Origin of the sequence: Microbacterium hominis NBRC 15708, from assembly GCF_001592125.1 — a bacterium.
Taxonomy (GTDB): Bacteria; Actinomycetota; Actinomycetes; order Actinomycetales; family Microbacteriaceae; genus Microbacterium; species Microbacterium hominis.
The window spans coordinates 101,473-128,119 of sequence record NZ_BCWI01000009.1 but is presented as its reverse complement, the minus strand read 5'-3'; the positions used below and the strand labels follow the sequence as shown (position 1 = coordinate 128,119).

Sequence of the window (26,647 nt, the reverse complement as noted above, 5' to 3'; positions counted from 1 at the left end):
TGACACCCTTGCGGGGCTGGCTCCGACGATCGTCTTCCAGGGCGCCAACGACGTGTTCCACGACGATGCCGTCGCGTTCGTCGCGAAGGCGCGGTCTGCGGGATCGCCCGCGCGCATCGTCGTGGCCGACGACGGCTTCCACGTCTATCCGGGGGCGCACTGGACCCGCGAGGCGCGCGAGGCGTACGAGCTCATCGGCCGTTTCGTGAACGATCCGCGCGGCGTCGCCGGCTGATCGTCTCCGTCCCGTACCCCCGGTGGGACTCGAACCCACACTGAAGCGATTTTAAGTCGCCTGCCTCTGCCGTTGGGCTACAGGGGCCCGCTCCCAGCGTAGCGACGCCGCACGCAGCGGACCCCCACACCGCGGGGCGGGTGGGGGTCCGGTGCGTGCGAAACGGATGCCTCAGCTGGCGGCGGAAGCCTTCTCCTCGACCTTGGGCTCCGCGGCGGCGCTCTTCTCCGCGGCGACCGACTTGGGGTCGATCGCGGGAGCGGCGGCCGGTGCGGCCGGGCGCGGCCGGGAGGCGAACTCCTCGAAGACGTAGCGCGGGTTCTGGACGGTCTGCAGCGAGACGTTGTCGCGACGCAGCCAGAAGTTGTGCCACCAGTCGCCGATCACACGCCACTTGCGCTCCCACGACGGCATCGCGAGACCGTGGTAGCCGCGGTGGGCGCACCAGGCGATGAAGCCCTTGAGGGCGAGGTTGCCCGACTGGAACACGCCGTTGTAGAGGCCGAGGCCGGCGACGGCGCCCAGGTTGTGGTGGATGTACTCGCGCGGCACCTCGTCGCGCAGGACGGCGACGAGGTTCTTCGCGAGCAGCTTCGCCTGACGCACGGCGTGCTGGGCGTTCGGCACGCAGTAGCCGCCGACGCCCTTGCCGGTCAGGTCGGGGACGGCCGACACGTCTCCGGCGGCCCACGCGCCCTCGACGATCTCTTCCGGGGTGCCCACGCGCAGGTCGGCGCGCGTGCGGATGCGGCCGCGCTCCTCCACCGGCAGGTCGCTGCCGCGCACCACCGTGGGGTTCGCCATGACGCCGGCCGTCCAGATGATCAGGTCGGTGGGGATGGTCTCACCCGTGGAGAGCTCGACGTTGCCGTCGACGGCGCCGGTCACCTGCGTGTCGAGGTGGACGTTCGCACCGCGCTTGGCGAGGTCCTTGAGCACCCACTCGCTCGTCTTGAGCGACACCTCGGGCATGATGCGACCCATCGCCTCGATGAGGTGGAAGTGGGTGTCCTCGAAGCGCAGCTGCGGGTAGTCCTTGAGCAGCGAGGACGCCAGCGCACGGGTCTCGGCGAACACCTCGATGCCGGCGAAGCCGCCGCCGACGACGACGACGGTCAGCAGACGGTCGCGCTCGGGGCCCGCGGGCAGGTTCGCGGCGCGGTCGAAGTTGGTGAGGATGCGGTCGCGGACGGCGACGGCCTCCTCGATCGTCTTCAGGCCGATCGCGTTCTCGGCGATGCCGGGGATCGGGAAGGTGCGCGAGACGGCACCCGCGGTCACGACGATCTGGTCGTAGCTCTCCTGCCACGGCTCGCCCTCGGCGGGCGTGATGGTCGCCGTGCGGGTGGCGTGGTCGATGCCGGTGACCTTCGCGGTGACGATGCGCGTCTTCTTCAGGTGACGGCGCAGCCCCACGATGACGTGACGGGCCTCGATCTCACCGGCGGCCACCTCGGGGAGGAAGGGCTGGTACGTCATGTACGGCAGCGGGTCGACGACCGTGACCTCCGCCTCGCCCTTGCGCAGGTGCTTCTCAAGCTTCCAGGCGGTGTAGAAGCCGGCGTAGCCGCCGCCGACGATGAGGATCTTGGGAACGGCCCCGTGTGAGGACGTGGCGGCCGTGCTGGTCTCTGCGTGGGTCACAGGGGAAGTACTCCTTGAATCAACGGCTCGGAGTACGAGGTGCGCGCTCCGATCTGATGCGCCGGGCAGCAGCAGTGACACCGAGCGCGACCAGTATAGCCGTCAGGGTGACCCCGACGAGCGGCACCGTCCCGTAGCGCAGGGTGTCGGCACTGGGCAGCAGCGGCGAGCGACGCTCGAGCGTCTCCGCCTGCGGGAGCTGTTCGATGACGACCGGCGTCGAGGTGGGGGTGGGCTGGGGCCCGGCGTCGGCGCGGCGGTAGAGCCGCACCCACTCCGCGAGGCTCCCCATAGGGTTGGCGTCGACCTCGGCGACCGACGCACCGACGGCCGCGTTGGCGTCGATGAGTCCGTAGCCGTACTTCTCGTCGGGGACCTTGGTCGACCCGGCCGCGGGACGTGCGGTCTTGATGATGCGGTTGATGACGTTGTCGGCGTTCAGCTCGGGGTGCGCCGAGCGGACGAGCGCGGCGATCCCCGCCACGATGGGCGCCGCGCCGCTGGTGCCGTCCCAGACGACCAGCTGCCCGTCTGCGGAGACGCCGAGAAGCTGCTCGCTCGGCGCCGAGATGCCGATCGTGATCCCCTGGGTCGAGGCGCGCTCGCTCGCGACTCCGGCGCGGTTGACGCCGCCGACGGTCAGCACTCCGGGGATGGTGGCGGGGGCCCCGACCTCCTCCGTGCCGCTGCCCTTGTTCCCCGCCGCGACCACGACGACGACGTCGTGGTCGAAGGCGTACTGGAAGGCGTCGTCCCAGGAGGTGTCCCAGGTGAGCGTGTTCGTCGTGAACGACAGGTTGATGATGTCGGCCCCGTGGTCGACGGCCCACACCATCGCGTCGGCCACCTGCTGGACGAACGGCACGGAGGATGCCGCACCGAACCCGATCGACAGGGACAGCAGGTCCGCCTCGGGAGCGACGCCGATCATGCCGGTGTCGGCGCCGGTCCCCCGCGCCGCGGCGAGCGAGGCCACCCAGCTGCCGTGGTTCGCATCGACGGCGCCGACGGGGGTGCGACCGTCCGAGGAACCCGCTCCCGAGAAGTCCGCGCCGCCGACCACGGCGCCGGAGAACTCGACGGGCGACCGCCCGATCCCGGTGTCGATCACGGCGATCGTCGTGCCCTTGCCGCGGGTGGTCTGCCAGGCGGAGCGGATCCCGTACTCGTCCAGCCAGTACTCCGCGGCGCGTGCCGGGTCGGTGACGGCCGGTGTCGACACCGAGGCGGCCGCCGGGGTCCCAACCACGGCGGCGGGCGTGGCCGGGGTCGCCGCACCGGCGGCGGCCCCGTCGATCAGCACAACGAGTGCGAACGCCGCGGCCACGCCCAGCGCCCGATGTGCGCCGCGCGTCACGGGGCGCTCCGCGGCACGACGCACGTGCACCGCGTGGGCGACCAGTCACCGCGGGCGAGGGCGAGGTCGCCGATCGGGTTGACGCCCGGCCCCGCGGCCAGCGCATGACCCGCCAGGGCGTGCAGGCACTTCACGCGCGTCGGCATCCCGCCCGCCGAGATGCCCGCGATCTCGGGGACCTCGCCGTAGACGGCCCGGTCGGCGAGATATGCGGCGTGGGCGGCTGCGTACGCGGCGGCGACGTCGGGGTCGGTCTCGAGCACGGCGGCCAGCTCCGGCATGACCTGGGTCGCCTCGAGCGCCGACATGGCCGCCGTCGCCCCCGGGTGCGTCAGGTAGTAGAACGTGGGGAACGGCGTGCCGTCGGGAAGGCGCGGCTCGGTGGCGACGACGGTGGGATTGCCGCACACGCACCGCGCGGCGATGCCGACGACACCGCGCATCGGCCGCCCCAGCTGGGCGCGCATGACCTCGAGGTCGGCGTCGGAGGCAGGAGTCAGGGCGGGGTGCGACACCCGTCCAGGGTACCGGGGCGCGCTGACCGACCGCTGATCAGCCGGCGGGATCGGTCGGCGTCACGGTCGCCGTCTGGGCGAGTCCGGCGCCCGCGATCGAGCGCACGAGCTGCGCCATCCAGTCGGTGCGCGTCTCCTGCACCTGCGCGCTCACCGCGGACTGCTCCTGCGGGATCGCCGTGGCGGGCAGGTCGTTGTCGACGAGGTAGACCACCTCGCCGGGGCGCACGTAGTACAGCCGCTCTCGCGCCTGCGACGTGACGTAGGCGGGGTCGTTCCAGCGGTCCTTCTGCTGCTGCAGCGCCGCGACGTCGGCCTCCGTGACCTGGACGGAGTGCGTGAGCGCGGCGATCTGCTGGCGCTGGCCCAGATAGGTGCCGACCGTGGGCACGAGCGTGAACACGGCGAGCACGACGAGTCCCAGCATGATGACCGTGAAGGCCGAGAAACGGATGCCGCCGGCCCACGCCCGCACGTCGACGCGCCCCCGCGTCCCGTCGGGTGTCGCGGGGCGCCGTCCGGGACGGGAAGAGGGAGCCGGCGCGTCGCGCACGGCTCCCTCTCTCGTCATGGGGTCCAGCCTACGTGGCGCTCACGCGCCCGCCGTACGCCGCCCCGATCGGTTCAGCGAATCCTCAGCCCTTGAAGCGGGGGAACGCCGCGCGGCCGGCGAAGACCGCGGCGTCGCCGAGCTCCTCCTCGATGCGCAGCAGCTGGTTGTACTTCGCGACGCGCTCGCTGCGGGCGGGCGCACCGGTCTTGATCTGACCCGCGTTCACCGCGACGGCGAGGTCGGCGATGGTCGTGTCCTCGGTCTCGCCGGAGCGGTGCGACAGCATCGAGCGGTAGCCGTTCTGGGTGGCCAGCGAGATCGCGTCGAGCGTCTCCGAGAGCGTCCCGATCTGGTTCACCTTGACGAGCAGGGCGTTCGCGACGCCGAGGTCGATGCCCTTCTGCAGGCGCACCGGGTTGGTGACGAACAGGTCGTCGCCGACGAGCTGGACCTTCGAGCCGATCGCGTCGGTGAGGTGCTTCCAGGCGTCCCAGTCGTCCTCGGCGAGGGCGTCCTCGATCGTGACGACGGGGTAGTTCGCGACGAGGTCGGCGAAGTAGTCGGTCAGCTTCTCGGCCGACCACGCCTTGCCCTCGACGGTGTACACGCCGTCCTTGTAGAACTCGGTCGCGGCGACGTCCAGGCCCACGGCGACGTCCTTGCCGGGGGTGAAGCCGGCCTTCTCGATCGCCTTGATGAGGAAGTCGAGGCCCTCGCGGTTGCTGGGCAGGTCGGGGGCGAAGCCGCCCTCGTCGCCGAGGCCCGTGTTGTAGCCGGCGGCCTTCAGCTCGCCCTTGAGGACGTGGTAGACCTCCGTGCCCCAGCGCAGGGACTCGCCGTAGGTCTCCGCACCGATGGGGGCGAGGAAGTACTCCTGGAAGTCGATGCCGTTGTCGGCGTGCTCGCCGCCGTTGATGACGTTGAACAGCGGAACGGGCAGCACGTGCGCGTTCGGGCCGCCCAGGTAACGGAACAGCGGCAGGTCGGCCGCGTCGGCGGCCGCCTTCGCGACGGCCAGCGACACGCCGAGGATGGCGTTCGCGCCGCAGCGCGACTTGTTCTCGGTGCCGTCGGTGGCGATGAGGATCTCGTCGATGACGCGCTGCTCGCTCGCCTCCACGCCCTCGATCGCGGGGCCGAGCTCGTCGATGACGGCGTTGACGGCCTTCAGCACGCCCTTTCCGCCGTAGCGGCTCTTGTCGCCGTCGCGCAGCTCGTACGCCTCGAAGGCGCCGGTGGATGCGCCCGACGGGACGGCCGCGCGCTGGACGATGCCGTCGTCGAGCAGCACCTCCACCTCGACGGTCGGGTTGCCACGCGAATCCAGGATCTCGCGTGCGCCTACAGCCTCGATCAGTGCCACAGGGGACTCCTTGCTTGTGGAGGGTGAACCTTGGAGCGTCACGGGTGTGTCTCGGCTCCGTCCTTGAGTCTAGTGACCTGGATGTCGGGGCCACATGCGCGGCACCGGATCAAACGACCAGCGCGAGCGCGATCCCGTCCCAGCCCTTCGCGTCCAGCGTCTGCAGGGCCGTGGCCGTGAAGCGCGGGTCGTCGCGGAGCATCTGCAGCCCCGCCCGGACGCCCCGCACCTGAGGGCTGGGATCCTCGGCATCCGCCACCCGTCCCGCCCTCACCACGTTGTCGACCACGATGAGCGTCCCCGGCCGGCCCAGGCGCGCGGCCCAGTCGAGGTAGACGGTGTTGGACTCCTTGTCGGCGTCGATGAAGACGAGGTCGAAGGGAGCCTGATCCTCCAGCGTCGGCAGCACGTCGGCTCCGCGACCGACGCGGATGTCGACGCGCTCCCCCACCCCGGCGCGATCGATGCTGCGCCGTGCGACCTCGGCGTGGCGGGGTTCGGCCTCGATCGTCACGACCCGGCCGTCATCGGGGATGCCGCGCGCCAGCCAGATGGTCGAGTACCCGCCGAGCGTCCCGATCTCGAGCACACGGCGCGCTCCGCTGAGGCGTGCGAGCAGCCACAGCAGCTTGCCGCCCGTGGGCGCCACTTCGATCGCCGGCATGTCGGCGGCGCGCTGGGCCTGCACGGCCGCGTCGAGGCCGTCGTCGGCGTCGACGAGCGTGTCGACGAGGTAGCGGTCGACCTCATGCGCGGCCGCGAGGGAGAGCTCGGTCATGGCTCCACCCAACCGCCTCGGCGCGGCCGGGTCAACGCCCCGCGGCGCGCTCCGCCTCGGCGGCGAGCAGCGCCGCCCCGGTGCCGGCGTCGTCGACGGTGACCGTGAACACCCGCCGGTCGCGGCGCGTGACGCGTATTCCGGGTCCGGTGCGCAGCACGACGCCGAAGCCGCCGCCCGGGGCCCAGCGCAGCCCCCAGCCGCCGAACTCCCCCATGGGGCTGACCTCGACCACCTCCACGCGGTCGATCTCGGCGAGCGGGAGGTGGATCCGCGGGAAGCCGGTCGCGGAGTTGACGGTCAAGCCCGTCGCATCGACGCGCACGTGGAAGACCGCGGTCGCGGCGATGACCGCGGCCATCAGAACGATCAGCACGATGAGGATCGTCGCGGCCACCGCGCTGCCGCTGACGGCCACGGTGAGGATCGTGACGACGACCAGCAGCGCCAGGGCCGCACCGAGCACGATGAGACCGCCCCGCGCGAGACGGACGCTGCGCAGCCAGACGGCGCGCTCCCCGCTCGACAGGGGCGGGGAGATCGCCGCGGTCGTCGGAGTCGACACGACGCGCTCGTCGGGCTGGAGGAACCAGGCGAGGACGCCGACCGGGACGGCGACGACCGCCGCGACCAGCAGCCAGGGGAGGACGGACGGCCCGGCCGCGGCCTCCGCGACGCCCCGCTGCATCAGCACCGACGACGTGGTCAGGACCGCGGTGAACACGGCCGTCGCCCCGGCGAGGGCGCCCATCATCCGGTAGGCGGGGCCGCGGTCGCCGCGGCGCAGCCCGTTGAGCGCGGAGGCCGCGATCAGCAGGGGCACCCCGAGCCCGATCGCCGCGGTGGACAGCACCGCCACCGCGAGGGGGCCGTAGCCGTCCGGCCCTCCGTCGACGCCCCAGTGGATGGCGATCGGGTCGGGCAGGGAGGCGCGGGCCCCCAGCTGCAGCAGCACGGCGACGAGGGTGGCGACGACGGGGATCGCGACGGCGACGACGAGGAAGCGGGAGACGGCGCGCGGCCGCGGGGTGGTCATGGTGACTCCTCCGGATCGGATGTGTGGTGGATGAGCGCGGCCAGCGCCTGCGGCGACAGTCCGCGGGAGCGGGCGCGCGCGACGAGGTCGGTGATGTCGGGCTGGAGCTCGGCCAGGCGATCCGCCGCGGCCGTGACGACGGCGCCGCGACCGCGGTGCATCGAGACGAGACCCTCGTCGCGCAGCTGCTGATAGGCGTGCAGCACGGTGTGCAGGTTCACGTCGAGCGCGGCGGCGACCTCGCGCGCCGAGGGCAGGCGGTCCCCCGGGCGGAGACGGCGGGCGAGGGCGTCCGCGCGGACGGATGCCGCGATCTGCGCGAACAGCGGCACATCGCTCGTCGGATCGGTGCGGATCAGCATGCGGCCTCCGCATCCATTCTATGACAACTAGAACAGTTGGGAGGTCCGCGCGGCGACCGCCGCGGTCTCACTCCCGAGCCAACGCCCCCTCGGCGAGCGCGGCGACGATCTCGGGCACGAGCGCGTCCGCCGTGCGCCGATAGCCCAGGGCACTCGGGTGGAAGCGGTCCAGGCTGAACATGTCGTCCGGGTGCTCGACGAACATCGGGCCCACGGTGCGGCGCAACGAGACGACGCGGGCGCCGGCGCGGCGGGCCGCGGCCGCCTGCGCGTGGGCGAGCTGACGCGAGGCCTGCGCCCCCAGAGCGCGCAGCGGCTGCGGCACCGGACGCAGCGCCCCCAGGTCGGGACAGGTGCCGACGACGACGGCGGCGCCCGTCGCCCGCAGGCGCCGCACCGCCTCCTCGAGATCGGCGGCCGCCCCCGACACCGGCGTGCGGTGGGTCACGTCGTTGCCCCCGACGATGATGACCGCGGCATCCGGCCGGTAGCCGCCCGGGAGACGGTCGAGCTGGCGCGCGAGGTCCTGCGACTGCGCGCCGACCGTCGCGACCGTGCGCAGCTGCACAGGGCGTTGGAGGAACGCGGCGATGCCTTTGGCCAGCCGCGCGCCGAGCACGTCTTTGGCGCGGTCGGCCCCGAGCCCGGCAGCGATCGAGTCGCCGACGACCACCAGCTCGATCGGCTCCCCCGGCAACTTCGAGCGCCAGAGCCGATCGGCATCCAGAGCGATCTCGCCGAGCGGCTTGCCGATGCGGCGGCGCGCGATGGCCGCCTGCCGGGTCAGCACGCTCCGCGTGATCAGGGTCGCCGCCGCTGCCGAGACGACCACGGCGACCGCGGCGGCGCGCATCGCCACACGGCGTCGCGGCGCGCCGCTCCGGCCCGGTCGGGTGTTCACGTCGCCGATTCCACCCCGGCCAGGTGAACGGTCGGTGTCGGCGCGGCGCGCGATCAGCTCAGCGGCTTGACCTCGAGCGCCGCGGCCTCCTGCCCCGCCGCGACGGTCGCGAAGGAGGTGTAGCCGTCGGCGGCGGCCCGCTCCAGCAGCGCCTTGAGGTTCTTCGTGCGCTGCTCGAGACGCACCCGCGCCCCCTCCGCCACGAGTGCGGACTTGAGTGCGACCAGCTCCTCCACCGGCACGTCGCGGTCGTGCACGAGGACGACCGCGGTCGCGCCGCCCTCGTCGGACGCCTCCAACAGATCGACGATGCGCTCGAAGCCGATGGAGAAGCCGACCGCGGGCACCTGCTGGCCGAGGAATCGCCCGATCATCCCGTCGTAGCGACCGCCGCCGCCCAGGGAGTAGTCGACGCTCGGGTGGGCGAGCTCGAAGATCGTGCCGGTGTAGTACCCCATGCCGCGCACGAGGAACGGGTCGAACACCAGTGGGGCGTCCGCCCCGCCCTCGCCGGCGAGCCCCCGTGCGGCCGACACCGCGGAGCCGATCGCCACGAGATCGGCGACCACGTCGTCCGGTGCCCCGTCCGGAAGGGCCCCGCGGATCTGCCCCTCCCCGTACGGGCGGAACTCGCGCGTCTGCGGCCGGCGCAGGAAGGCCTCGAACGCATCGACGGCCGCAGCGGTCACGCCCCGTCCGCGCAGCTCGGCGGCGACACCGTCGGGGCCGATCTTGTCGAGCTTGTCGATCGTGATCAGCACGCCGGCACGCTCGGCGTCGGCGAAGCCGAAGCTGCCGAGCATCCAGTCGAGGGCGCGGCGGTCGTTGATGCGGATGCTGCCGCCGACCAGCCCGAGAGCGTCGAGGGTGTCGAGGCTCGCGACCAGCAGCTCCGCCTCGGCGCGCCCGGTCGCGTCGCCGATGATGTCGATGTCGCACTGCACGAACTGGCGGTAGCGCCCCTTCTGGGGACGCTCGGCGCGCCACACCGGTGCCATCTGGATCGAGCGGAAGACCGCCGGCAGCTCCGCGCGATGGGTCGCATAGAAGCGCGCGAGGGGCACCGTCAGGTCGTAGCGCAGGCCCAGGTCGCTGAGGGCGGCCGCGTCGTCGGCGCCGGCGCGGACGGCGTCGGCATCCAGCCCCCGCTTGAGGACATTGAAGGCGAGCTTCTCGTTGTCGCCGCCGATGCCCGCGTGCAGGCGGTCGTAGTCCTCCATGACGGGGGTCTCGATCTCGTCGAACCCGTGCGCACGGTAGCGCTCGCGGATGACGGCGAGCACGCGCTCGCGACGGGCCTTGTCGGCGGGGAGGAAGTCGCGCATGCCGCGCGGCGGGTTCACGGATGCCACGGGATCATTCTTCCAGGTCGGCTCCGGCGCCCCGCGCCTCGACCTGTCGGATGCCGCCCTCCAACGTGCGGACGGCGCCGCGCAACGCTCGCTCGGCGTCCCAGCCCCGTTCCCGCGCGAGCGCGACGAGCCCCAGCAGCGTCGCCCCGAGCTCCTCCTCGCTGCTGGGCGCCACCCCGTCCGCGAGCGGTGCGGACGGCGCACCGGGGAGCGCAGCGGCGCGACCGAGGACCTTCTGGGCCAGCGCGAGGGAGGGCATGTGCGCCGAGACGCCGTCGAGCACCGACCGCCGGTCGCGCTTCTCGGCGGCCTTCGCGGCGTTCCAGTGCACGAGCACCTCCTCAGGCGTGGTGGCCACGGCATCCCCGAAGACGTGGGGGTGGCGGCGCACCATCTTCTCCGCGAGGGCGTCGGCGACGTCGTCGATGTCGAACGGATCGTCCGGGTCTTCGGCGGCGACGGCGGCGTGGAACAGCACCTGCCAGAGCAGATCGCCGAGCTCCTCGCGCAGGTCGGCGCGCGTGCCGGCCTCGACCGCGTCGATCAGCTCGGCGGACTCCTCGACGAGGTAGGGCACGAGGTCGTCGTGGGTGATCTGCCGCGACCACACGCACCGCTCGCGGACGGCGCGCATCACGTCGGCGGCGCGGCGGAGCGCATCGCCCGACGGAGTGGACGACGCCGGGGACGACGCTGGCGATGCCGAAGGTGTCAGGAAATCGCCGGGACCCGGCGTCGGTGATGCCATGCCCGCCACGATACGAGGATCCCGGCCGCGACGAGCGAGATCGCGGAGCCCGCCAGCACGCCGAGGGTCGCCTGATCGCGGATGCCGGGGTCACCGGCGAACGCCAGCTCGCTCAGCAGCAGCGACACGGTGAACCCGATGCCGCCCAGCGCGCCCGCGGCGAGCAGGTCTCCCGCGGCCAGCCGCTCCGAGGGCGCGACGCGCAGGATCCGCTGCGCGAGGCCGCCGGCGAGGCCGATGCCGATGATCTTGCCGAGGGGCAGCGCGACGAGCACGCCCCAGAACGCCGGCGAGAGCTCCCCCGCCGACACTGCGGGGATGGTCACGAGCGCGGCGCACAGGGCGAACAGCGGGAGGATCAGGCCGTTGACCCACGGCTCGATCGCGTGGCGCGTGCGCATCGCCGGCTGCTGCGCCATCACGAGTCCCAGCACGACGCCGGCGATCGTGGCGTGGACGCCGGACTCGTGCACGGCGTACCACGTGCCGAGCGCCGACACGGCGAGACCCGCGATCGCGATCGGCCGCGCCCGGGTGTCGAGGAGTCGGCTGCAGACGGCGAAGACGACGACGAGCACGACCGCGAGCAGCAGCATGGCGGTGTCGACGTCGGAGGTGAACAGCACGGCGATGAACACGATGCCGACGATGTCGTCGAGGATCGCCAGCGCCAGGAGGAAGACCCGTACCGCGGGCGGAAGGCCACGGCCGAAGACGGCGAGCACACCCAGCGCGAACGCGATGTCGGTGGCCGTCGGGATGGGCCACCCGGCCGATGTCGCCGGCGTCCCGGCGATCGCCAGATACAGCGCGACCGGCACCAGCACGCCGCCGGCCGCGGCGATCGCCGGCAGCACGGCGCGCCGCGCGGAGGCGAGCTGCCCGCTCGTGAGCTCGAACTGCAGCTCCACCGCCGCGACGAAGAAGAACACGGCGAGCAGACCGTCCGAGATCCAGTGACGCACCGAGAGGTCCACGACGCCGGGGATGCCCAGGTGCGCATCGGCCACGGCGAACGCGGCATCGCGCAGCGGCGAGTTGGCCAGCACGAGGCCGGCGGCGGCGGCGAGGAGCAGCAGAACGGCGGGGAAACGCGCGGATCGCAGCAGGGACATGGGCACTCCGAGGGGTCGACGGACGGGAATCGCCGACCAGACTTCCCGGCACACCGGAATGCGGACTCCGAACGGGTCTCAGCCCCGGACTCTGCACGGTTTCACACCAGGCTGAATCATACCCCGTGACAAAGGTGAAACACCGTGCCATTAGCGTGGTGTCATGCGCGAACTCACCCGAACCGAAGCGATCGACCTCGTCGGCCGCGACGAGGCCGAGAACGAACTGCCCGAGCGCCTGCGCGCCGACGTGCGCATGCTCGGTGCGCTGCTCGGTCGCGTCCTGCGCGAGAGCGGCTCCCCCGGCCTGTACGACGACGTCGAGCGCCTGCGGCTCGCGACCATCGCCGCCTACACCGACGAGTCGCCGGAGGCGTTCGAGCGGGCCGCGACGATCGCGGAGTCCTTCTCCGTCGAGCGCGCCGACGAGGTCGCGCGCGCCTTCACGGTCTACTTCCACCTCGTCAACCTCGCGGAGGAGCACCAGCGGGTGCGCGTGCTGCGCGAACGCGACGGCCGTCCGGAGAAGGAGGATGCCGCCGACTCCGTCGCCGCCGCCTTCGTGCGCCTCGCCGCCGAGGTCGGCGACGACACCGCGCTGCAGCGCCTGCAGGACATGCGCTTCCACCCCGTGTTCACGGCGCACCCCACGGAGGCGCGTCGGCGCGCCGTGTCCACCAGCATCCGCCGTCTCGTGACGCTGCTGACCGAGCACGACGCCTCGCTGAACGGCGGCGCCGACGAGCGTCGGGCCGAACGCCGCATGCTCGAGGAGATCGACACGCTCTGGCGCACCGCGCCGCTGCGCGCCGAGAAGCCGACGCCCGTCGACGAGGTCCGCGCCATCATGGCCGTCTTCGACGAGACGCTCTACACCGCCGTCCCGCACGTCTACCGCCGCGTCGACGACGCGCTGCAGGGGCCCGCTGCCGGCGGACGCGCGCCGGTCGTGCGTCCCTTCGTGCGCCTGGGCACCTGGGTCGGCGGCGACCGCGACGGCAACCCCTTCGTCACCGCGGCGGTGACGAAGAAGGCGGCCGCGATCGGCGCAGAGCACATCCTGCTCGGCCTGGAGCGCTCGGCGGATCGCATCGCGAAGACCCTCACCCTCTCCGCCGACACGACACCGCCCAGCGACGAGCTCCTCGCACTCCTGCAGCGCCTCGCCGACGCCGACGAGGACGGCGCCGCGGATGCCGCCAAGCGCGCCGCCGTCGAGCCGCACAAGCGTGCGATGCTGCTCATCGCCCGCCGGATCACGGCGACCCGCGGGCGCGACGCCGATCTCGCCTACCGCGACCCCGAGGTGCTCCTGCGCGACCTGCGGATCGTGCAGCAGTCCCTCGTCGAGGCCGGCGCACCACGGCAGGCCTACGGCCACCTGCAGCAGCTGCTGTGGCAGGTGGAGACGTTCGGATTCCACCTGGCCGAGCTCGAGGTGCGCCAGCACTCCGCCGTCCACGCCAAGGTGCTCGCCGAGGCCGCCGGCGGCGAGCCGCTGAGCACCCAGGCCGAAGAGGTGCTCGAGGTGTTCCGCACGATCGCGCAGATCCAGCACCGGTACGGGCCGCGCGCCGCCGGGCGCTACATCGTGTCGTTCACGCAGTCCGCCGGCGACCTCGCCGCCGTCCACGAGCTGGCCCGCCTCGCGGTCGGCCCGGGGGGCACGCCGCCGGTGCTGGACGTGATCCCCCTCTTCGAGACGTTCGCCGACCTGCAGGCCGCCCCCGGCATCATGGCCGAGATCGTGGAGCACCCGCAGTTCGCGGCGCGGCTGGAGGCGACCGGCCGCCGCCTGGAGGTCATGCTCGGCTACTCCGACTCGTCCAAGGACGTCGGCCCGGTCGCGGCGAACCTCGCGCTGTACGAGGCTCAGGCCAAGATCGCCGCGTGGGCGAAGCAGACCGGCATCCACCTCACGCTCTTCCACGGGCGCGGCGGCGCGCTCGGACGCGGCGGCGGACCGGCGAACTCGGCGATCCTCGCCCAGCCCCCGCACTCGGTCGACGGCCGGTTCAAGCTCACCGAGCAGGGCGAGGTGATCTTCGCCCGCTACGGCGACACGAACATCGCGATGCGCCACATCGATCAGGTCGCGGCCGCCGTGCTCCTCGCCTCGGCGCCGTCGATCGAGAAGCGCAACAGCGCCGCCGCCGAGCGCTACGCCGAGGTCGCGGCGACGATGGATGCCGCATCGCGCGAGCGGTTCTTCTCGCTCGTGAAGGCCGACGGCTTCGCCTCCTGGTTCGCGACGGTGACCCCGATGGAGGAGATCGGGCTGCTCGCACTCGGCTCCCGCCCCGCCCGGCGCGGCCTGTCCGTCGAGTCGCTCGAAGACCTCCGCGCGATCCCGTGGGTGTTCGCCTGGTCGCAGGCGCGCATCAACCTCGCCGGGTGGTTCGGTCTGGGCTCCGCGCTCGAAGCCGTCGGCGACGTCGAGCTCCTGCGCCGCGCCTACGCGGAGTGGCCGCTGCTGCGCACCGTCATCGACAACGTCGGCATGAGCCTCGCGAAGGCCGACGGGCGCATCGCCCGCCGTTATCTCGACCTGGGCGACCGTCCCGACCTCGCCGCACTCGTCGTCGACGAGCTGCAGCTGACCGGCGACTGGGTGGTCCGCATCGTCGGCGGGGACGAGCTGCTCGCCAACAAGCCGGTGCTGCAGCGGGCCGTCAAGATGCGCAGCCCGTACGTCGACGCGCTCTCGCTGCTGCAGTTGCGCGCCCTGCGCACGCTGCGCACCGGCGAGCACGACGAGGCGGATCTGCCGCAGTGGCAGCGACTGCTGCTGCTCAGCGTCTCCGGCGTCTCGGCCGGACTGCAGAACACGGGGTGAGCCGCCCCGCGCCCGTGACGCCGCGCGGGCTCAGTCCGCGCGGCGGTCGTCGGCGTGGCGCGCGAGCGCCGCGCCGTAGCGCTCGGTGAGCTGGATCATCAGATCGGGCGTGTCGCGGTCCACGCCGAAGACGAAGCCGGGGAAGTCCAGCTCCTTCTGCAGGGCCCAGATCTCCTCGTGACGGTCGGGCGACAGCATCCGTGCGGGATCGCCTACCGCCACCCACCCGATCGGCACGACCGACTCCGGGGGCAGCGCGGTGCGCACGTGCACGATGGCGCCGATGCGCACCTCCGACCGGTCGCCGATGCGCGCGCCGTTGAACACGCGCGTGCCGGTGGCGAGGAACACCTCGTCGCCCACGGTCGCCCCCGAGATGCTGGCGGTCGGCCCGACGAGGACGTGGGAGCCGATGTGGACGGGGTGCACTGCGCTGGCGCGGATGAGCGCGTTCTCCATGACGATCACGTGCGTGCCGAGCGTGATCGGGCCGCCCTCGGCGGTCAGCACGGCGCCGTGGAGGATCTGGCATCCCGCGCCGATCTCCACGTCCCCCGAGATCACCGCCGTCGGGGCGACCACGGCGTCGGGGTGGATGCGGGGCCGGGCCCCGAGGTGTTCGAACTGCATGATCGACCTCCCGACCTCACCCTAGGGCGCCGCCGCCGAGCCGTCGAGGCTCTGTCGGAGCCCCATTAGGGTGGGACAGGCCGAACCACCCGGGACTGCGGCCGGAAAGCTCCACCGTGACAGAAACCCTCACCTCCCTGCCCTCTTCCGTCGCCGCCGTCTTCGACGCCGTGGTCGACCGCAACCCGAACGAGCCCGAGTTCCAGCAGGCCGTGCACGAGGTCGTGAACTCGATCGCGCCGGTCATCGAGAGCCGCCCGGAGTTCGCCGCGGCCGGAGTCCTCGAGCGCATGGTCGAGCCGGAGCGACAGATCATGTTCCGTGTGCCCTGGGTCGACGACCAGGGGCGGGTCCGCGTGAATCGCGGCTTCCGCGTGCAGTTCTCCTCGGTGCTGGGCCCCTACAAGGGCGGCCTGCGGTTCCACCCGAGCGTGAACCTGTCGATCGTCAAGTTCCTCGGCTTCGAGCAGATCTTCAAGAACGCGCTCACCGGTCAGGGCATCGGCGGCGCCAAGGGCGGCAGCGACTTCGATCCCCGCGGGCGCTCGGATGCCGAGATCATGCGGTTCTGCCAGGCCTTCATGAACGAGTTGTACCGGCATCTCGGCGAGCACACCGACGTCCCCGCCGGCGACATCGGCGTCGGGGGCCGCGAGATCGGCTACCTGTTCGGGCAGTACCGCAAGATCACCAACCGTCACGAGTCGGGCATGTTCACCGGCAAGGGCGTGCAGTGGGGCGGGGCGGAGGTGCGCACGGAGGCCACCGGCTACGGCGCCGTCTTCTTCGCGGAGGAGATGCTCGCGGTGCGCGGACGGTCGATGTCGGGTCGCCGGGTCGGTGTCTCCGGCTCGGGCAACGTCGCGATCTATGCGATCGAGAAGGCGCATCAGCTCGGGGCGATTCCGGTGACGGCGTCCGACTCGTCGGGGTATGTGGTCGACGACGAGGGCATCGACGTGGGCCTGCTCCGTCAGGTGAAGGAGGTCGAGCGGGCACGGATCTCGACGTACGCCGACCGCCGCGCCTCCGCGCGCTTCGTCGAGGGCGCCCGCCCGTGGGAGGTCGCCGTCGACATCGCGATCCCCGCCGCGACGCAGAACGAGCTCGACGAGACGGACGCGCGGGCGCTGCTGGGAAACGGCGTCGGCGCCGTGTCGGAGGGCGCGAACATGCCCTGCACCCCCGCGGCCGTCGCCGCCTTCCAGTCGGCCGGTGTGCTCTTCGGCCCGGGCAAGGCGGCCAACGCCGGGGGTGTCGCGACCTCGGCGCTCGAGATGAGCCAGAACGCCGCGCGGCAGCGCTGGAGCTTCGAGGACAGTGAGCGGAAGCTCCGCGCCATCGTCCGCGACATCCACCGCGCCGCGTTCGACGCCGCCGAGCGACACGGGCGCGACGGGGACTACGTCGCGGGCGCCAACATCGCCGGGTTCGAACGCGTCGCCCAGGCGATGCTGGCGCAGGGAGTGATCTGACGGCCGTGTCGTCCGGAGCCGGCTCCCCCGCCCCCGCCACCGTCTCGACGCTGACCCTGTCGACGTTCGTCGTCGGCTCGATGGTCGGCGCCGGGGTCTTCTCGCTGCCGGGCACCTTCGCGGCGCAGACGGGGGTGGTGGGCTCCCTCGTCGCGTGGGCGGTGGCGGGCACCGGCATGCTCCTGCTGGCGCTCGTCTTCCAGCGGCTGGCCGCGCGCCGGCCGGAGTTGGATGCCGGCGTGTACTCGTACGCGCGGGCCGGGTTCGGCCGCTACCTCGGCTTCCTGTCCGCGTTCGGCTACTGGGCGAGCGCCTGCGCGGGGAACGTCTTCTACTGGGTGTTCATCATGTCGACGGTGGGCGCGGTGCTGCCCGCCGTCGCCGGGGGCGACACGCCCGTGGCCGTCGCGGTGTCGTCCGCGGGATTGTGGACCTTCTTCCTGCTCGTGCGTCGCGGTACGCGTGAGGCGGCCGCGGTGAATCGCATCGTCAGCGTCGCGAAGGTGCTGCCGATCGTCGTGTTCGTGTTCCTGTGTCTGTTCGCGTTCGATCCGGCGGTGTTCGCCGCGAACCTGTCCGGCCCCGGCGACGTCCCGCTCTACGATCAGGTGCGCGGCACCCTGCTCGTCACGGTATTCGCCTTCATCGGCGTCGAGGGCGCGAGCGCGTACTCGCGGCACGCACGCCGCCGCCGCGACATCGGGCGCGCGACCGTGCTCGGATTCCTCAGCGTGCTCGCGATCTTCCTGTCGGTGACGATCGTGTCCTTCGGCATCCTCCCGCGCGAGCGCATCGCGCAGCTGGCCCAGCCGTCGATGGCCGGGGTGCTCGCCGAGGTCGTCGGACCGTGGGGTGCGGGCTTCGTCGGCGTGGCGCTCATCGTGGCGGTGCTCGGGGCGTACCTGTCGTGGACGCTGATGGCGGCGGAGGTGCTGCTGGTCGCGGCGCGCGACGGCGACCTGCCCCCGGTGTTCGCCCGCACCAACGCCCGTGACGTGCCGGTCGGAGCCCTGACGATGTCGACGCTGCTCGTGCAGGCACTGCTGATCGTGGTGCTCTTCTCCACGAACGCGTTCGACGTCGCGCTCAGCCTGACCAGCGCGTTCGCGCTCATCCCCTACGTCCTCACGGCGGGGTACGGGCTGCGTGTGGCTCTCGCCGATGCCCGCTCCGACGGCTCGCGCGCGGTCGCCGGCGCCCTCGTCGTGGCCGCCTGCGCCACCGCCTACACCCTGTTCCTGCTCGCCGCGGCGGGAGGCCAGTACCTGCTGCTCGCGATGCTGGTCCTCGTGCCCGGCACGCTGCTGTTCGCCCTCGCGCGGCGCCGTCGCGGCGACCGCGTCTTCCAGCGCGGCGAGTGGGTCGTCTTCGCCGTCGCCGTCGCCGCGGCTCTCGCGGCGGCCGTCCTGCTGTCCGTGGGGGCGATCGAGATCTGAGCGCCCCGGGCTCAGGCCTCGACGGCCTCGGCGACCGGCAGCGGGTAGAGCTGGTCGATGAGCTGGCCGACCCAGGCGATCAGATCACCGTCGGCCAGTGGCTCCCCCGCCGCCGTCGGCAGCGGCACGACCATCGCCTCGCCGCCGGCGAGGACCTTCGACTTCGGGTAGAGGCGCTGCAGCCGCACCCGCAGCGAGTCGGAGGCCGGCGCCGGCACGACCCGCAGGTTCGGCCCCATCGCGACGACGTCGCTGAGGCCCGCGACGGCGGCACGGCGGCGCAGCCGGGCGATCGCGACGAGACCGTCGACCTCGCGCGGCGGCGTGCCGTAGCGGTCGGTGAGCTCCTCGATCACGAGATCGATGGGGTCGCTGGAGGCTCCGGCATCCCCGCCGCGCGTACGGGCGTCGGGCGAGGCGGCGGCCGAGAGCTTCTGGTAGGCCTCCAGGCGCAGACGCTCGCTGTCGATGTAGCTCTCCGGCAGGCGGGCGTCGATGGGAAGCTCCAGGCGCAGCTCGGTCGGCCCCTCCACGTCGTCGCCGCGGAACGTCGCGACGGCCTCGCCGATCATGCGCAGGTACAGGTCGAAGCCGACGCCGGCGATGTGGCCGGCCTGCTCGGCGCCGAGGAGATTGCCCGCGCCGCGCAGCTCCAGGTCCTTGAGGGCGACCTGCATGCCGCTGCCGAGATCGTTGTTCACCGCGATGGTCTCGAGCCGATCGGCCGCGGTCTCCGAGAGAGGCTTCATCTCGTCGTAGAGGAAGTAGGCGTAGGCGCGCTCGCGTCCGCGACCGACGCGTCCGCGCAGCTGATGCAGCTGACTGAGGCCGTACTTGTCGGCGCGGTCGATGACGATCGTGTTCGCGTTGGAGATGTCCAGACCGGTCTCGATGATGGTCGTCGACACGAGCACGTCGAACCGGCGCTCCCAGAAGCCGTCGACGACCTCCTCCAGGGCGTGCTCACCCATCTGCCCGTGGGCGACCGCGATGCGCGCCTCCGGCACGAGCTCGGCGAGGTGGGCGGCGACCCGCTGGATCGACTGCACGCGGTTGTGCACGTAGAAGACCTGGCCTTCGCGCAGGAGCTCGCGACGGATCGCGGCGGCGATCTGCTTGTCGCTGCGCGGACCGACGTAGGACAGGATCGGATGCCGGTCCTCCGGCGGGGTCTGCAGCGTCGACATTTCGCGGATGCCGGTCACCGCCATCTCGAGCGTCCGCGGAATCGGCGTCGCGCTCATCGCCAGGATGTCGACGTTGGTCTTGAGCTTCTTCAGCGCATCCTTGTGCTCGACGCCGAAGCGCTGCTCCTCGTCGATGATCATGAGGCCGAGGTCTTTGAAGACGACCTTCTCGGTGAGGATGCGGTGGGTGCCGATGACCATGTCGATGCTGCCCTCGGTGAGCCCCGCGAGGATCTCGCGCGCCTCCTTGTCGGTCTGGAAGCGCGACAGCGCCCGCACCTTCACGGGGAAGCCCGCGAACCGCTCGGTGAACGTGTCGAGGTGCTGCTTGACGAGCAGCGTCGTCGGCACGAGCATCGCGACCTGCTTGCCGTCCTGGATGGCCTTGAACGCCGCGCGGACCGCGACCTCGGTCTTGCCGAAGCCGACATCGCCGGACAGCAGTCGGTCCATCGGGATCGGCCGCTCCATGTCGGCCTTGATCTCCTCGATCGTCTGCAGCTGATCGGGGGTCTCGGCGAAGGGGAACGCCTCCTCCAGCTCGCGCTGCCAGGGCGTGTCGGGACCGAACGCGTAGCCCTTGGCCGCCATCCGGGCGGAGTACAGCTTGACCAGCTCCACGGCGATGTCGCGGACGGCCTTGCGCGCCTTGCCCTTCGCGGCGGCCCAGTCGCTGCCACCCATCTTCGACAGCGTGGGCGCCTCGCCGCCGACGTACTTGCTGAGCAGGTCGAGCTGATCGGTGGGGACGAAGAGCTTGTCGCCGGGATGACCGCGCTTGGAGGGCGCGTACTCGAGCACGAGGTACTCGCGCGTCGTCTTCACGGCGTTGCGGCCGCCGCTGGACACCTCGCGCTGCACGAGCTCGACGAAGCGGCCGATGCCGTGGGTGGCGTGCACGACGATGTCGCCCGCCTTCAGCTGCAGCGGGTCGACGACGTTGCGGCGCCGCGATGCGAGCTTCTTGACGACGCGGCTGTCGGCACCGATGGTGCGCCCGTAGAACTCCGCCTCGGTGAGCACCGCCAGTCGGGCGTCGGGCTGCTCGAATCCGCTCTCGAGCGCCCCGAGCACGGCGACGGCCACGCCCGACTCGGGGGCTTCGGCCAGCGCGTCGACCGTGCGCGCCGCGATGCCGCGCTCGGCCAGCACGTCGCGCGCACGGTCGACGAGCCCGGCGCCGGAGGCCGCGATCACGACGCGCCAGCCGTCGGCGAGCAGGTCGCCCACGTGCGCCGTGGCGCCGTCGACGTTGCCCTGGAACGACGGCACCGCGGAGGCGGGGACGCGCACGACATCGGCCCGGTGCCCGCCGTCGATGCCCGCGAGGTCGGCCGCCGCGTCGGCGTCGCCCGAGTCGAACCCGCTCAGCGTCCACCACACACCGCCGCGCGCCGAGGTCGCCGCGCGCAGCTCGGGCAGGGCGAGGAAGTCGCCCGAGCCGAGATCGATCGGGGTGTCGGCGCCGGCGACGGCGGCGCTCCAGGCCGCCTCGAGGAACTCGCGGTTGGTCTCCCCCAGCGTCATCGCCCGACCCACCGCGCGCTCGGGATCGACCAGGGCCACCGCCGTCGCGGCGGGGAGATAGTCCACGAGCGGCACGACGGCGTCCGCGAGGGCCGGAAGGAGCGATTCCATCCCTTCGACCGGGATGCCCTCGCTCATCTTCTCGAGCATGCCGCGCAGGCCCGGGAACCGGTCGCGAAGACCCGCTGCGCGCTCGCGCACGGCCGGCGTCAGCAGCAGCTCACGGCTGGGCAGCAGGGTGACGGCCGCCACCTCGCCGGGCAACGAGCGCTGATCGGCGACCGAGAACGCGCGGATCTGGTCGACCTCGTCGCCGAAGAACTCGACGCGGTACGGGTGGTCGGCGGCGGGCGGGAACACGTCGAGGATGCCGCCGCGTACGGCGAACTCACCGCGCCGCGACACCATGTCGACCCGGTGGTACGCGAGGTCGACGAGCCGGCGCGTCACGCCGTCGAGGTCGTAGCCGCGACCCCCGGCCGACAGCTCGATCACGCCGGCGTCGGTCAGCCCTGCCGCGATCGGCTGCAGCGCGCTGCGCACCGAGGCGGTCACGATGAGGGGGTGGGAGCCGTCCCAGTGGTCGACGGCGCGCAGCACGGCGAGGCGCCGCCCGACGGTCTCCGGCGACGGGCTCAGCCGTTCGTGCGGCAGGGTCTCCCAGGCGGGGAAATGCAGCACCTCGGCATCCGGCAGGACGCTCGACAGCGCCGCGCCGAGCGCTTCGGCCCGCCGGCCGGTCGGCGCCACGGCGAGCAGGGCCGCCGGGTGTCCGGCGCGGCGGCGGCGCTCGACGAGTGCCGCGAGGACGGGCGCGTCGAGTCCCGCGACGAGCGAGAAGTCGGTGTCGGCGAGCGCGGACTCGACGGCTTCGCGGACCGTGTCCGCCTGGATGAGGGCGCGAACGATCCCGGAAACTGTCACCGGAAGAGTCTACGGCGCACCGCCGACACCGGACGCTGCGCGCCGCTCGCCGCGACGCCGCTCCGACACGCGCCGAGCGGCGGCTCTGCCTAGGATGAGCACGTGAGCGACAACCCGCAGCCCGCTGCGCCCCTCGAGCCCACCGCGCCGGCGGCCCCCTCCACGAGCGGCGGCTACGTCCAGCCCGCTCCCGGGGCGCCTCCCGTCTACGTCCCCCCGGCGGCCGTGCCCCACCCCGCGGCGCCCCCTCAGGCCGCCCCGTCTCCCGTCACCGCTGCGGGCGCGCCCGCGCCGAGCTCCGCGCCGGCACCCGCGCCGACGTACGGCGCCGCCCCGACCTACGGCGCTGCCCCGACCCACGGCACCGCCCCGACCTATGGCACCGCACCCGGGTATCCGGGCGCGGCGGCACCCGCCGCGTCGCCGTCACGCGCCCTCGGCACGATCGCGCTCATCATCGCGATCGTCGCCGTCGTCCTCGCGACGGTGCTGAGCACCGTCACCGCATTCGCCGCCGCCAGCGGGGCGGTCGCACACGCGGGGGTGTCTTCGACCGCGGCGCTGGAGAACCTCTCCGACGACCAGGTGCTGGCACTGCTCAGCCCCGTGCGCGGCCTCGTGCTCTGGGCCGAGATCGGCTTCTGGGCGGGGACCGTCCTGGGCCTGTGGGCCCTCGTGCAGGGCATCGTCGCGATCACGACGCGGCGCGGGCGCGGGCAGGGCATCGCCGCCGTCATCGTGGCCGCGGCCGGCCCGATCCTCTACGGCGTCGCCGTCACGGCCGCGGTCATCGTCGGTATCGTCGCCGCGACGCCCGTGTACTACTGAACCGCCCCGGTCCGAGAACGGACGCTCGGCCGCGCCCGCGAGATCAGGAGCGCGGTGCGTGGTGCTTCTGCTGCGCCGCGAGGAGGCCGTCCTCGACGAGCAGCTCCACCGCGTCGGCGGCGTCGGAGACGAGCACCGGCAGCGCGGCGCGCTCCGCGCTCGAGAACGGGTCGAGCACCCAGTCCGCGGGATCCTGTCTGCCGGGCGGGCGACCGATCCCCACCCGCACCCGCGGGAAGTCCGGCGTGCCGAGAGCCTTCGCGACGTCGCGGATGCCGTTGTGACCGCCGTGACCGCCCCCCGTCTTCAGCTTCACGGTGTCGAAGGGGATGTCGAGCTCATCGTGGACGAGGACGATCCGCTCCGCCGGGATGTCGTAGAACCGTGCCAGCTGGGAGACGGGACCGCCGGAGACGTTCATGAAGGAGTTCGGCGCCGCGAGCACGAGCTTCGCGCCGCCGGGGCGCAGCCAGGTCTCCGCGACCCGGGCCTGGGCCTTGTGCGCGCGCAGCGTCTCGGACCGGCGGGCGGCGAGCTCCGCGATCACCATCTGCCCGACGTTGTGCCGGGTGCTCTCGTACCGTGCGCCGGGGTTTCCCAGGCCGACCACGAGCCAGGTCTCGGGCATGTCCTCTCCTCCACTGATCGCGGGACGACGAAGCCCGCCCCACCAGTATCGGTGGCGGCGGGCTCCGGTCATGACGCGTCGATTACTCGGCGGCCTCTTCCGACTGCTCCTCGGCGACGGCCTCGTCGGCCGCCTCGATCTCGTCGGCCTCGGCGTTGGTCGCAGCCGGCACCGAGATGGCGACGATGAGCGTCTCCGGCTCGGTCACCAGCGACGCGCCCGCGGGCAGCTTCAGGTCGGCGGCGGTGATGTGGGTGCCGTCCTCGAGTCCCTCGACGTCGACCTCGACGTTCTCGGGGATGTGGGTGGCCTCGACCTCGAGCGACACCGTCGCGTTGTCGAGGTTGACGATCGTGCCCGCGAAGGGCTCGCCCAGCACGACGACGGGAACGTCGACCTGGACCTTCTCACCCTTCTTCACGACGAGCAGGTCGATGTGCTCGATGATCTGGTGCACGGGGTCCTTCTGGACGTCCTTGACCAGCGTGAGCTGCTGCGTGCCGTTCACGTCGAGCTCGAGCACCGCGTTGGCGCGGCGGATGAGCAGCGCGACCTGGTGGCCGGGCAGGGCGACGTGCACCGGGTCGGTGCCGTGGCCGTAGATGACGGCGGGGATCTGGCCGGCGGCGCGCAGGCGGCGGGCGAAGCCCTTGCCGAAGTTCTCGCGAAGCTCGGCGATGACCTTGGTGTCGGTCTCGGTCGACATGATGGATTCTCCTTGCGGGCTGTGGCGCCCTGGTCTGGGTCTGGGTCTCGACTCGAACGTGTGCACGTGAGGAGAGCCCGCCCGGACTGTCGTCCGAGTCGCGTGGGCCCGCAACACCGCGTCGATCACGGATGCCGGTGCGAGTACGCGCGGCATCCCTCGCCGAGGGAGGACAGCAGTCTATCAGCGACCCCGCTAGCATGGAGACGGTGCCCGGATCGGGCGCTCTCGCGCGGCCCCGGCCCCGCTCACCCGTCTCTCACTCCGGAGGAACCCATGGACTACGGCTGGATGTCGCACGCACTCCTGTGGATCATCGGCCTGATGTCGGTGGGGGCGACGGTCGCCGTCATCGGGGCCCTCTTCACACTCGGCCGCTCCGGCTACCGCAAGGACTGATCCGGTACCGCCGCGCCGCGCCTCCGCCCGGGGCGGCGCATCTCACCGCGCCGTGAGCAGATCGGCGACCCGATCGACCACGGCCTGCAGATCGGTGCCCGCAGCCAGGCGGAAGCCCGCCTCGTCCTGAGTGAGGGGCTCGCCGACGCTCTGGCGGCCGACCAGTTCGACGAAGACGACGTCGCGCACGCGCGCGCGCACGGCGTCTCGGGCGACGCGGGTGAGGGGGCCCGTCGTCACCACGACCGCAGGCGCCTCCACGAGGACGAGACGAAGCGCATCCAGCCAGATCTCGGCATCCGACGCCGCCGGCGTCGATTCCCCGCGCCGACGCCGCCGGCGCGCGGGCGGCCGCAACTCGTCGCCGTCGATGTAGCGGGCACGCAGGCGCGCGGCGAGCGCTGCTCCGGTGAGCTCGACCGCGGCATCCGTCGACCCCATCAGTACGATCCGCGCCATCTCGACCTCCGTTCGGCATCCCGCGGCCCGCCGCCCCGTGCCCGCGACGCGCCTCGATTCGAGCGTATCGGGGCGACGGCCGGTGCACGCTCCCCCGCCGGGGCGCGTCGGCCGGCTACGGGTGCGGCGCCGCGTCCAGCAGCCCGCGGGCGCGGCCGGCAACCTCGATGATGCCCCCGACGTTGTCGACGGCGACGCCGTCCTCGTCGGCCTCCAGATGCTCGAGGGTCGCGAGCTGCGACTCCAGCAGCGCCACCGGCATGAAGTGCTGACGCGACCGCATGCGCCGATCCAGCTCCGCCCGCGACACCCGCAGCTCCACGAAACGGACGTCGGGAGCGGCGGCGCGGATGCGGTCGCGGTAGCGACGGGCCAGAGCGGAGCAGGCGATCACCAGTCCCGGCGACGCGGCCAGCCGCGCGCCCACGACATCGAGCCACGGCATCCGGTCGTCGTCGTCGAGGGGCACGCCCGACTCCATCTTGGCGACGTTCGCCGGCGGGTGCAGATCGTCGGCGTCCACGAAATCGACGCCGAAATCGACGGCCAGGGCGGCGCCGACGGCGGTCTTGCCCGACCCGCTCGGCCCCATCACCACGATCCGCGCTTCGCGGTGCACCATCGTCATCCCTCCGTCGCCCCGGCGCCCGTGAAGGCGACGACGACCTTCGCGCTCACAGCCGATCGGCGGGCGGTCTCGAACGCGGCGACCGCCTCGCGCGGCGAGAACTCGTGCGTGATCACACTCTCGACGGCGGGCTGCGCGTCCAGCAGCCCGATCGCCTCCTCCATCTCGTCCAGGAAGCGGAACGCCCCGCGCAGCGTCGCCTCCTTCGCCACGAGCGGGGCGAGGTTCACGGGGCGGGGCTCGTTCGGCAGCATCCCGATCTGCACGACCGTGCCGCGTCGGCGCACCGCCGCGATCGCCGTGCTCACCGCGGCGGCAGCCCCGGAGCACTCCAGGACCACGTCGTAGGCGTCGTCGGGGATCGCGTCGACGCCGACCCGCCGGACGCGATCCGCACCGACCGCGCTCGCGCGCTCCAGCGCCTCGGGGAGGAGATCCGACACCTCGACGCTCGCGGCCCCGCGGGCGCGAGCCGCCACCGCCGCCAGCAGGCCGATCGGCCCCGCGCCGCACACCAGCACGCGCGTGCCGGTCAGCGCCCCCGCCCGGGAGGCCCCGTGGAGCGCCACGGCCAACGGTTCGGCCAGGACCGCGCGACGCACGGGAAGCGTGTCCGGGAGCGGGCGCACCATCGACGCCTCGACAGTGACGTACGCGGCCATCGCCCCCTGGGTGTGCGGCGTCGTCGAGGCGCTGCCCAGGTACGAGCCGCCGGGCCAGAGATGCGGCGCCTCCGCGAGCGCGGGAGTGCGCTGCCCGAAGCGCGCGGGATGCACCGTCACCGGCGCCCCCTCGACCAGCGCCCCCGACGGGTCGTGGGCGACCCAGCCCGACACCTCGTGCCCGGGAACGAGCGGCTCGGTCACGACGAACGCGCCGTTCGCGCCGTCGAAGTAGTAGTGCAGGTCCGATCCGCAGATCCCGACGTACCCCACGCGCAGCAGCACCTGTCCGGGCGCGCAGGCGGGCAGCGGCCGGTCCTCGACCGTCAGCGCCTCGCGCCCGCTGATGACAACAGCATCCAT

Annotated in this window: 25 protein-coding genes and 1 tRNA gene; 6 read left to right on the top strand and 20 right to left on the bottom strand. The window is 72.7% G+C overall.

Translation table 11 applies throughout. The features are described from left to right. Window positions 1-235 (top strand): alpha/beta hydrolase (locus MHO01S_RS09090; protein WP_157553766.1); only part of this gene is annotated, 235 nt, incomplete at its 5' end. Between the two features lie 14 nt (window positions 236-249). Here MHO01S_RS09090 and MHO01S_RS09085 read toward each other — a convergent pair. The 13 genes from MHO01S_RS09085 to MHO01S_RS09025 form a co-directional block, all read right to left on the bottom strand. Then, window positions 250-322 (bottom strand) — tRNA-Leu (locus tag MHO01S_RS09085). Window positions 323-406: 84 nt separating this feature from the next. Continuing rightward, entirely contained in the window at window positions 407-1,879 is a 1,473-nt protein-coding gene (locus tag MHO01S_RS09080) for an NAD(P)/FAD-dependent oxidoreductase (protein WP_060959797.1), read from the bottom strand. Window positions 1,880-1,898: 19 nt separating this feature from the next. Next, window positions 1,899-3,179 carry a S8 family serine peptidase gene (locus tag MHO01S_RS09075; RefSeq protein WP_371836323.1) on the bottom strand — a complete coding sequence of 427 codons (1,281 nt, stop codon included), beginning with the start codon at window positions 3,177-3,179 and terminating at the stop codon, window positions 1,899-1,901. Window positions 3,180-3,232: 53 nt separating this feature from the next. Continuing rightward, complete coding sequence (locus MHO01S_RS09070) at window positions 3,233-3,703, bottom strand: DUF501 domain-containing protein (protein ID WP_082734169.1); 471 nt, start codon at window positions 3,701-3,703, stop codon at window positions 3,233-3,235. A gap of 85 nt (window positions 3,704-3,788) precedes the next feature. After that, window positions 3,789-4,322: an FtsB family cell division protein gene (locus tag MHO01S_RS09065; RefSeq protein ID WP_060959800.1), complete on the bottom strand. Its 534-nt coding sequence runs from the start codon at window positions 4,320-4,322 to the stop codon at window positions 3,789-3,791. A 64-nt stretch (window positions 4,323-4,386) separates the two neighbouring features. Further along, the gene (gene eno / locus MHO01S_RS09060) at window positions 4,387-5,667 is read right to left on the bottom strand and encodes a phosphopyruvate hydratase (RefSeq protein WP_060959801.1); all 1,281 of its coding nucleotides are present in this window, start codon (window positions 5,665-5,667) and stop codon (window positions 4,387-4,389) included. 109 nt (window positions 5,668-5,776) lie between these two features. Continuing rightward, window positions 5,777-6,445: an O-methyltransferase gene (locus MHO01S_RS09055; RefSeq protein WP_060959802.1), complete on the bottom strand. Its 669-nt coding sequence runs from the start codon at window positions 6,443-6,445 to the stop codon at window positions 5,777-5,779. A gap of 31 nt (window positions 6,446-6,476) precedes the next feature. Further along, entirely contained in the window at window positions 6,477-7,481 is a 1,005-nt protein-coding gene (locus MHO01S_RS09050) for a DUF1648 domain-containing protein (protein WP_061782186.1), read from the bottom strand. Beyond that, window positions 7,478-7,843, bottom strand: a complete 366-nt coding sequence (locus tag MHO01S_RS09045) for a GntR family transcriptional regulator (protein ID WP_061782185.1) — start codon at window positions 7,841-7,843, stop codon at window positions 7,478-7,480. Before MHO01S_RS09045 ends, MHO01S_RS09050 begins: the two co-directional genes overlap by 4 nt. A 67-nt stretch (window positions 7,844-7,910) precedes the next feature. Then, entirely contained in the window at window positions 7,911-8,696 is a 786-nt protein-coding gene (locus MHO01S_RS09040) for an SGNH/GDSL hydrolase family protein (protein WP_157553768.1), read from the bottom strand. A gap of 101 nt (window positions 8,697-8,797) precedes the next feature. Further along, window positions 8,798-10,069 carry a histidine--tRNA ligase gene (gene hisS / locus MHO01S_RS09035; RefSeq protein ID WP_060959846.1) on the bottom strand — a complete coding sequence of 424 codons (1,272 nt, stop codon included), beginning with the start codon at window positions 10,067-10,069 and terminating at the stop codon, window positions 8,798-8,800. A gap of 31 nt (window positions 10,070-10,100) precedes the next feature. After that, on the bottom strand, window positions 10,101-10,844 hold the full coding sequence (locus MHO01S_RS09030; RefSeq protein WP_060959805.1) for a nucleoside triphosphate pyrophosphohydrolase: 744 nt from the start codon (window positions 10,842-10,844) through the stop codon (window positions 10,101-10,103). After that, window positions 10,808-11,959, bottom strand: coding sequence for a Na+/H+ antiporter NhaA (locus MHO01S_RS09025; protein ID WP_060959806.1), 1,152 nt, complete (start codon window positions 11,957-11,959; stop codon window positions 10,808-10,810). The genes MHO01S_RS09030 and MHO01S_RS09025 overlap by 37 nt, the downstream gene beginning before the upstream one ends. 163 nt (window positions 11,960-12,122) lie before the next feature. On the opposite strand from MHO01S_RS09025, the gene MHO01S_RS09020 reads away from it, so the two are divergent. After that, the gene (locus MHO01S_RS09020) at window positions 12,123-14,795 is read left to right on the top strand and encodes a phosphoenolpyruvate carboxylase (RefSeq protein WP_061782183.1); all 2,673 of its coding nucleotides are present in this window, start codon (window positions 12,123-12,125) and stop codon (window positions 14,793-14,795) included. A 30-nt stretch (window positions 14,796-14,825) separates the two neighbouring features. On the opposite strand, the gene MHO01S_RS09015 is transcribed toward MHO01S_RS09020, so the two are convergent. After that, window positions 14,826-15,425 carry a gamma carbonic anhydrase family protein gene (locus MHO01S_RS09015; RefSeq protein ID WP_060959808.1) on the bottom strand — a complete coding sequence of 200 codons (600 nt, stop codon included), beginning with the start codon at window positions 15,423-15,425 and terminating at the stop codon, window positions 14,826-14,828. A 116-nt stretch (window positions 15,426-15,541) separates the two neighbouring features. On the opposite strand from MHO01S_RS09015, the gene gdhA reads away from it, so the two are divergent. Together gdhA and MHO01S_RS09005 are read left to right on the top strand one after the other, a co-directional pair. Next, window positions 15,542-16,900, top strand: a complete 1,359-nt coding sequence (gdhA, locus tag MHO01S_RS09010) for an NADP-specific glutamate dehydrogenase (RefSeq protein ID WP_060959809.1) — start codon at window positions 15,542-15,544, stop codon at window positions 16,898-16,900. Continuing rightward, window positions 16,897-18,336, top strand: a complete 1,440-nt coding sequence (locus MHO01S_RS09005; protein ID WP_060959810.1) for a basic amino acid/polyamine antiporter — start codon at window positions 16,897-16,899, stop codon at window positions 18,334-18,336. Before gdhA ends, MHO01S_RS09005 begins: the two co-directional genes overlap by 4 nt. Window positions 18,337-18,347: 11 nt before the next feature. Here MHO01S_RS09005 and mfd read toward each other — a convergent pair whose 3' ends face one another. Then, the gene (mfd, locus tag MHO01S_RS09000) at window positions 18,348-21,974 is read right to left on the bottom strand and encodes a transcription-repair coupling factor (protein ID WP_061782182.1); all 3,627 of its coding nucleotides are present in this window, start codon (window positions 21,972-21,974) and stop codon (window positions 18,348-18,350) included. A 102-nt stretch (window positions 21,975-22,076) separates the two neighbouring features. On the opposite strand from mfd, the gene MHO01S_RS08995 reads away from it, so the two are divergent. Further along, window positions 22,077-22,802, top strand: coding sequence for a hypothetical protein (locus MHO01S_RS08995; RefSeq protein ID WP_255266078.1), 726 nt, complete (start codon window positions 22,077-22,079; stop codon window positions 22,800-22,802). A gap of 43 nt (window positions 22,803-22,845) precedes the next feature. Here the strand turns inward: MHO01S_RS08995 and pth are convergent, their stop codons facing one another. Next, window positions 22,846-23,430, bottom strand: coding sequence for an aminoacyl-tRNA hydrolase (pth, locus tag MHO01S_RS08990; protein ID WP_060959811.1), 585 nt, complete (start codon window positions 23,428-23,430; stop codon window positions 22,846-22,848). Between the two features lie 82 nt (window positions 23,431-23,512). Next, window positions 23,513-24,136: a 50S ribosomal protein L25/general stress protein Ctc gene (locus tag MHO01S_RS08985; RefSeq protein ID WP_060959812.1), complete on the bottom strand. Its 624-nt coding sequence runs from the start codon at window positions 24,134-24,136 to the stop codon at window positions 23,513-23,515. Window positions 24,137-24,412: 276 nt separating this feature from the next. On the opposite strand from MHO01S_RS08985, the gene MHO01S_RS16880 reads away from it, so the two are divergent. After that, entirely contained in the window at window positions 24,413-24,535 is a 123-nt protein-coding gene (locus MHO01S_RS16880) for a hypothetical protein (RefSeq protein ID WP_255266077.1), read from the top strand. Window positions 24,536-24,577: 42 nt separating this feature from the next. On the opposite strand, the gene MHO01S_RS08980 is transcribed toward MHO01S_RS16880, so the two are convergent. From MHO01S_RS08980 to MHO01S_RS08970, 3 genes are all read right to left on the bottom strand, one after another. After that, entirely contained in the window at window positions 24,578-24,994 is a 417-nt protein-coding gene (locus MHO01S_RS08980) for a hypothetical protein (protein WP_060959813.1), read from the bottom strand. A 115-nt stretch (window positions 24,995-25,109) separates the two neighbouring features. After that, complete coding sequence (locus MHO01S_RS08975) at window positions 25,110-25,616, bottom strand: gluconokinase (RefSeq protein WP_060959814.1); 507 nt, start codon at window positions 25,614-25,616, stop codon at window positions 25,110-25,112. 2 nt (window positions 25,617-25,618) lie between these two features. Further along, complete coding sequence (locus MHO01S_RS08970) at window positions 25,619-26,647, bottom strand: zinc-binding dehydrogenase (RefSeq protein ID WP_061782181.1); 1,029 nt, start codon at window positions 26,645-26,647, stop codon at window positions 25,619-25,621.

Excerpts from the sequence above, each read along its gene's own strand:
- MHO01S_RS09070 (WP_082734169.1), bottom strand. The coding sequence starts at position 3,703 with ATGCGCGCCCAGCTGGGGCGGCCGATGCGCGGTGTCGTCGGCATCGCC.
- MHO01S_RS09065 (WP_060959800.1), bottom strand. The coding sequence starts at position 4,322 with ATGACGAGAGAGGGAGCCGTGCGCGACGCGCCGGCTCCCTCTTCCCGT.
- MHO01S_RS09055 (WP_060959802.1), bottom strand. The coding sequence starts at position 6,445 with ATGACCGAGCTCTCCCTCGCGGCCGCGCATGAGGTCGACCGCTACCTC.
- MHO01S_RS09050 (WP_061782186.1), bottom strand. The coding sequence starts at position 7,481 with ATGACCACCCCGCGGCCGCGCGCCGTCTCCCGCTTCCTCGTCGTCGCC.
- MHO01S_RS09045 (WP_061782185.1), bottom strand. The coding sequence starts at position 7,843 with ATGCTGATCCGCACCGATCCGACGAGCGATGTGCCGCTGTTCGCGCAG.
- MHO01S_RS09040 (WP_157553768.1), bottom strand. The coding sequence starts at position 8,696 with ATGCGCGCCGCCGCGGTCGCCGTGGTCGTCTCGGCAGCGGCGGCGACC.
- hisS (WP_060959846.1), bottom strand. The coding sequence starts at position 10,069 with ATGCGCGACTTCCTCCCCGCCGACAAGGCCCGTCGCGAGCGCGTGCTC.
- MHO01S_RS09030 (WP_060959805.1), bottom strand. The coding sequence starts at position 10,844 with ATGGCATCACCGACGCCGGGTCCCGGCGATTTCCTGACACCTTCGGCA.
- MHO01S_RS09025 (WP_060959806.1), bottom strand. The coding sequence starts at position 11,959 with ATGTCCCTGCTGCGATCCGCGCGTTTCCCCGCCGTTCTGCTGCTCCTC.
- MHO01S_RS09020 (WP_061782183.1), top strand. The coding sequence starts at position 12,123 with ATGCGCGAACTCACCCGAACCGAAGCGATCGACCTCGTCGGCCGCGAC.
- MHO01S_RS09015 (WP_060959808.1), bottom strand. The coding sequence starts at position 15,425 with ATGCAGTTCGAACACCTCGGGGCCCGGCCCCGCATCCACCCCGACGCC.
- pth (WP_060959811.1), bottom strand. The coding sequence starts at position 23,430 with ATGCCCGAGACCTGGCTCGTGGTCGGCCTGGGAAACCCCGGCGCACGG.
- MHO01S_RS08985 (WP_060959812.1), bottom strand. The coding sequence starts at position 24,136 with ATGTCGACCGAGACCGACACCAAGGTCATCGCCGAGCTTCGCGAGAAC.
- MHO01S_RS16880 (WP_255266077.1), top strand. The coding sequence starts at position 24,413 with ATGGACTACGGCTGGATGTCGCACGCACTCCTGTGGATCATCGGCCTG.
- MHO01S_RS08980 (WP_060959813.1), bottom strand. The coding sequence starts at position 24,994 with ATGGCGCGGATCGTACTGATGGGGTCGACGGATGCCGCGGTCGAGCTC.
- MHO01S_RS08975 (WP_060959814.1), bottom strand. The coding sequence starts at position 25,616 with ATGGTGCACCGCGAAGCGCGGATCGTGGTGATGGGGCCGAGCGGGTCG.
- MHO01S_RS08970 (WP_061782181.1), bottom strand. The coding sequence starts at position 26,647 with ATGGATGCTGTTGTCATCAGCGGGCGCGAGGCGCTGACGGTCGAGGAC.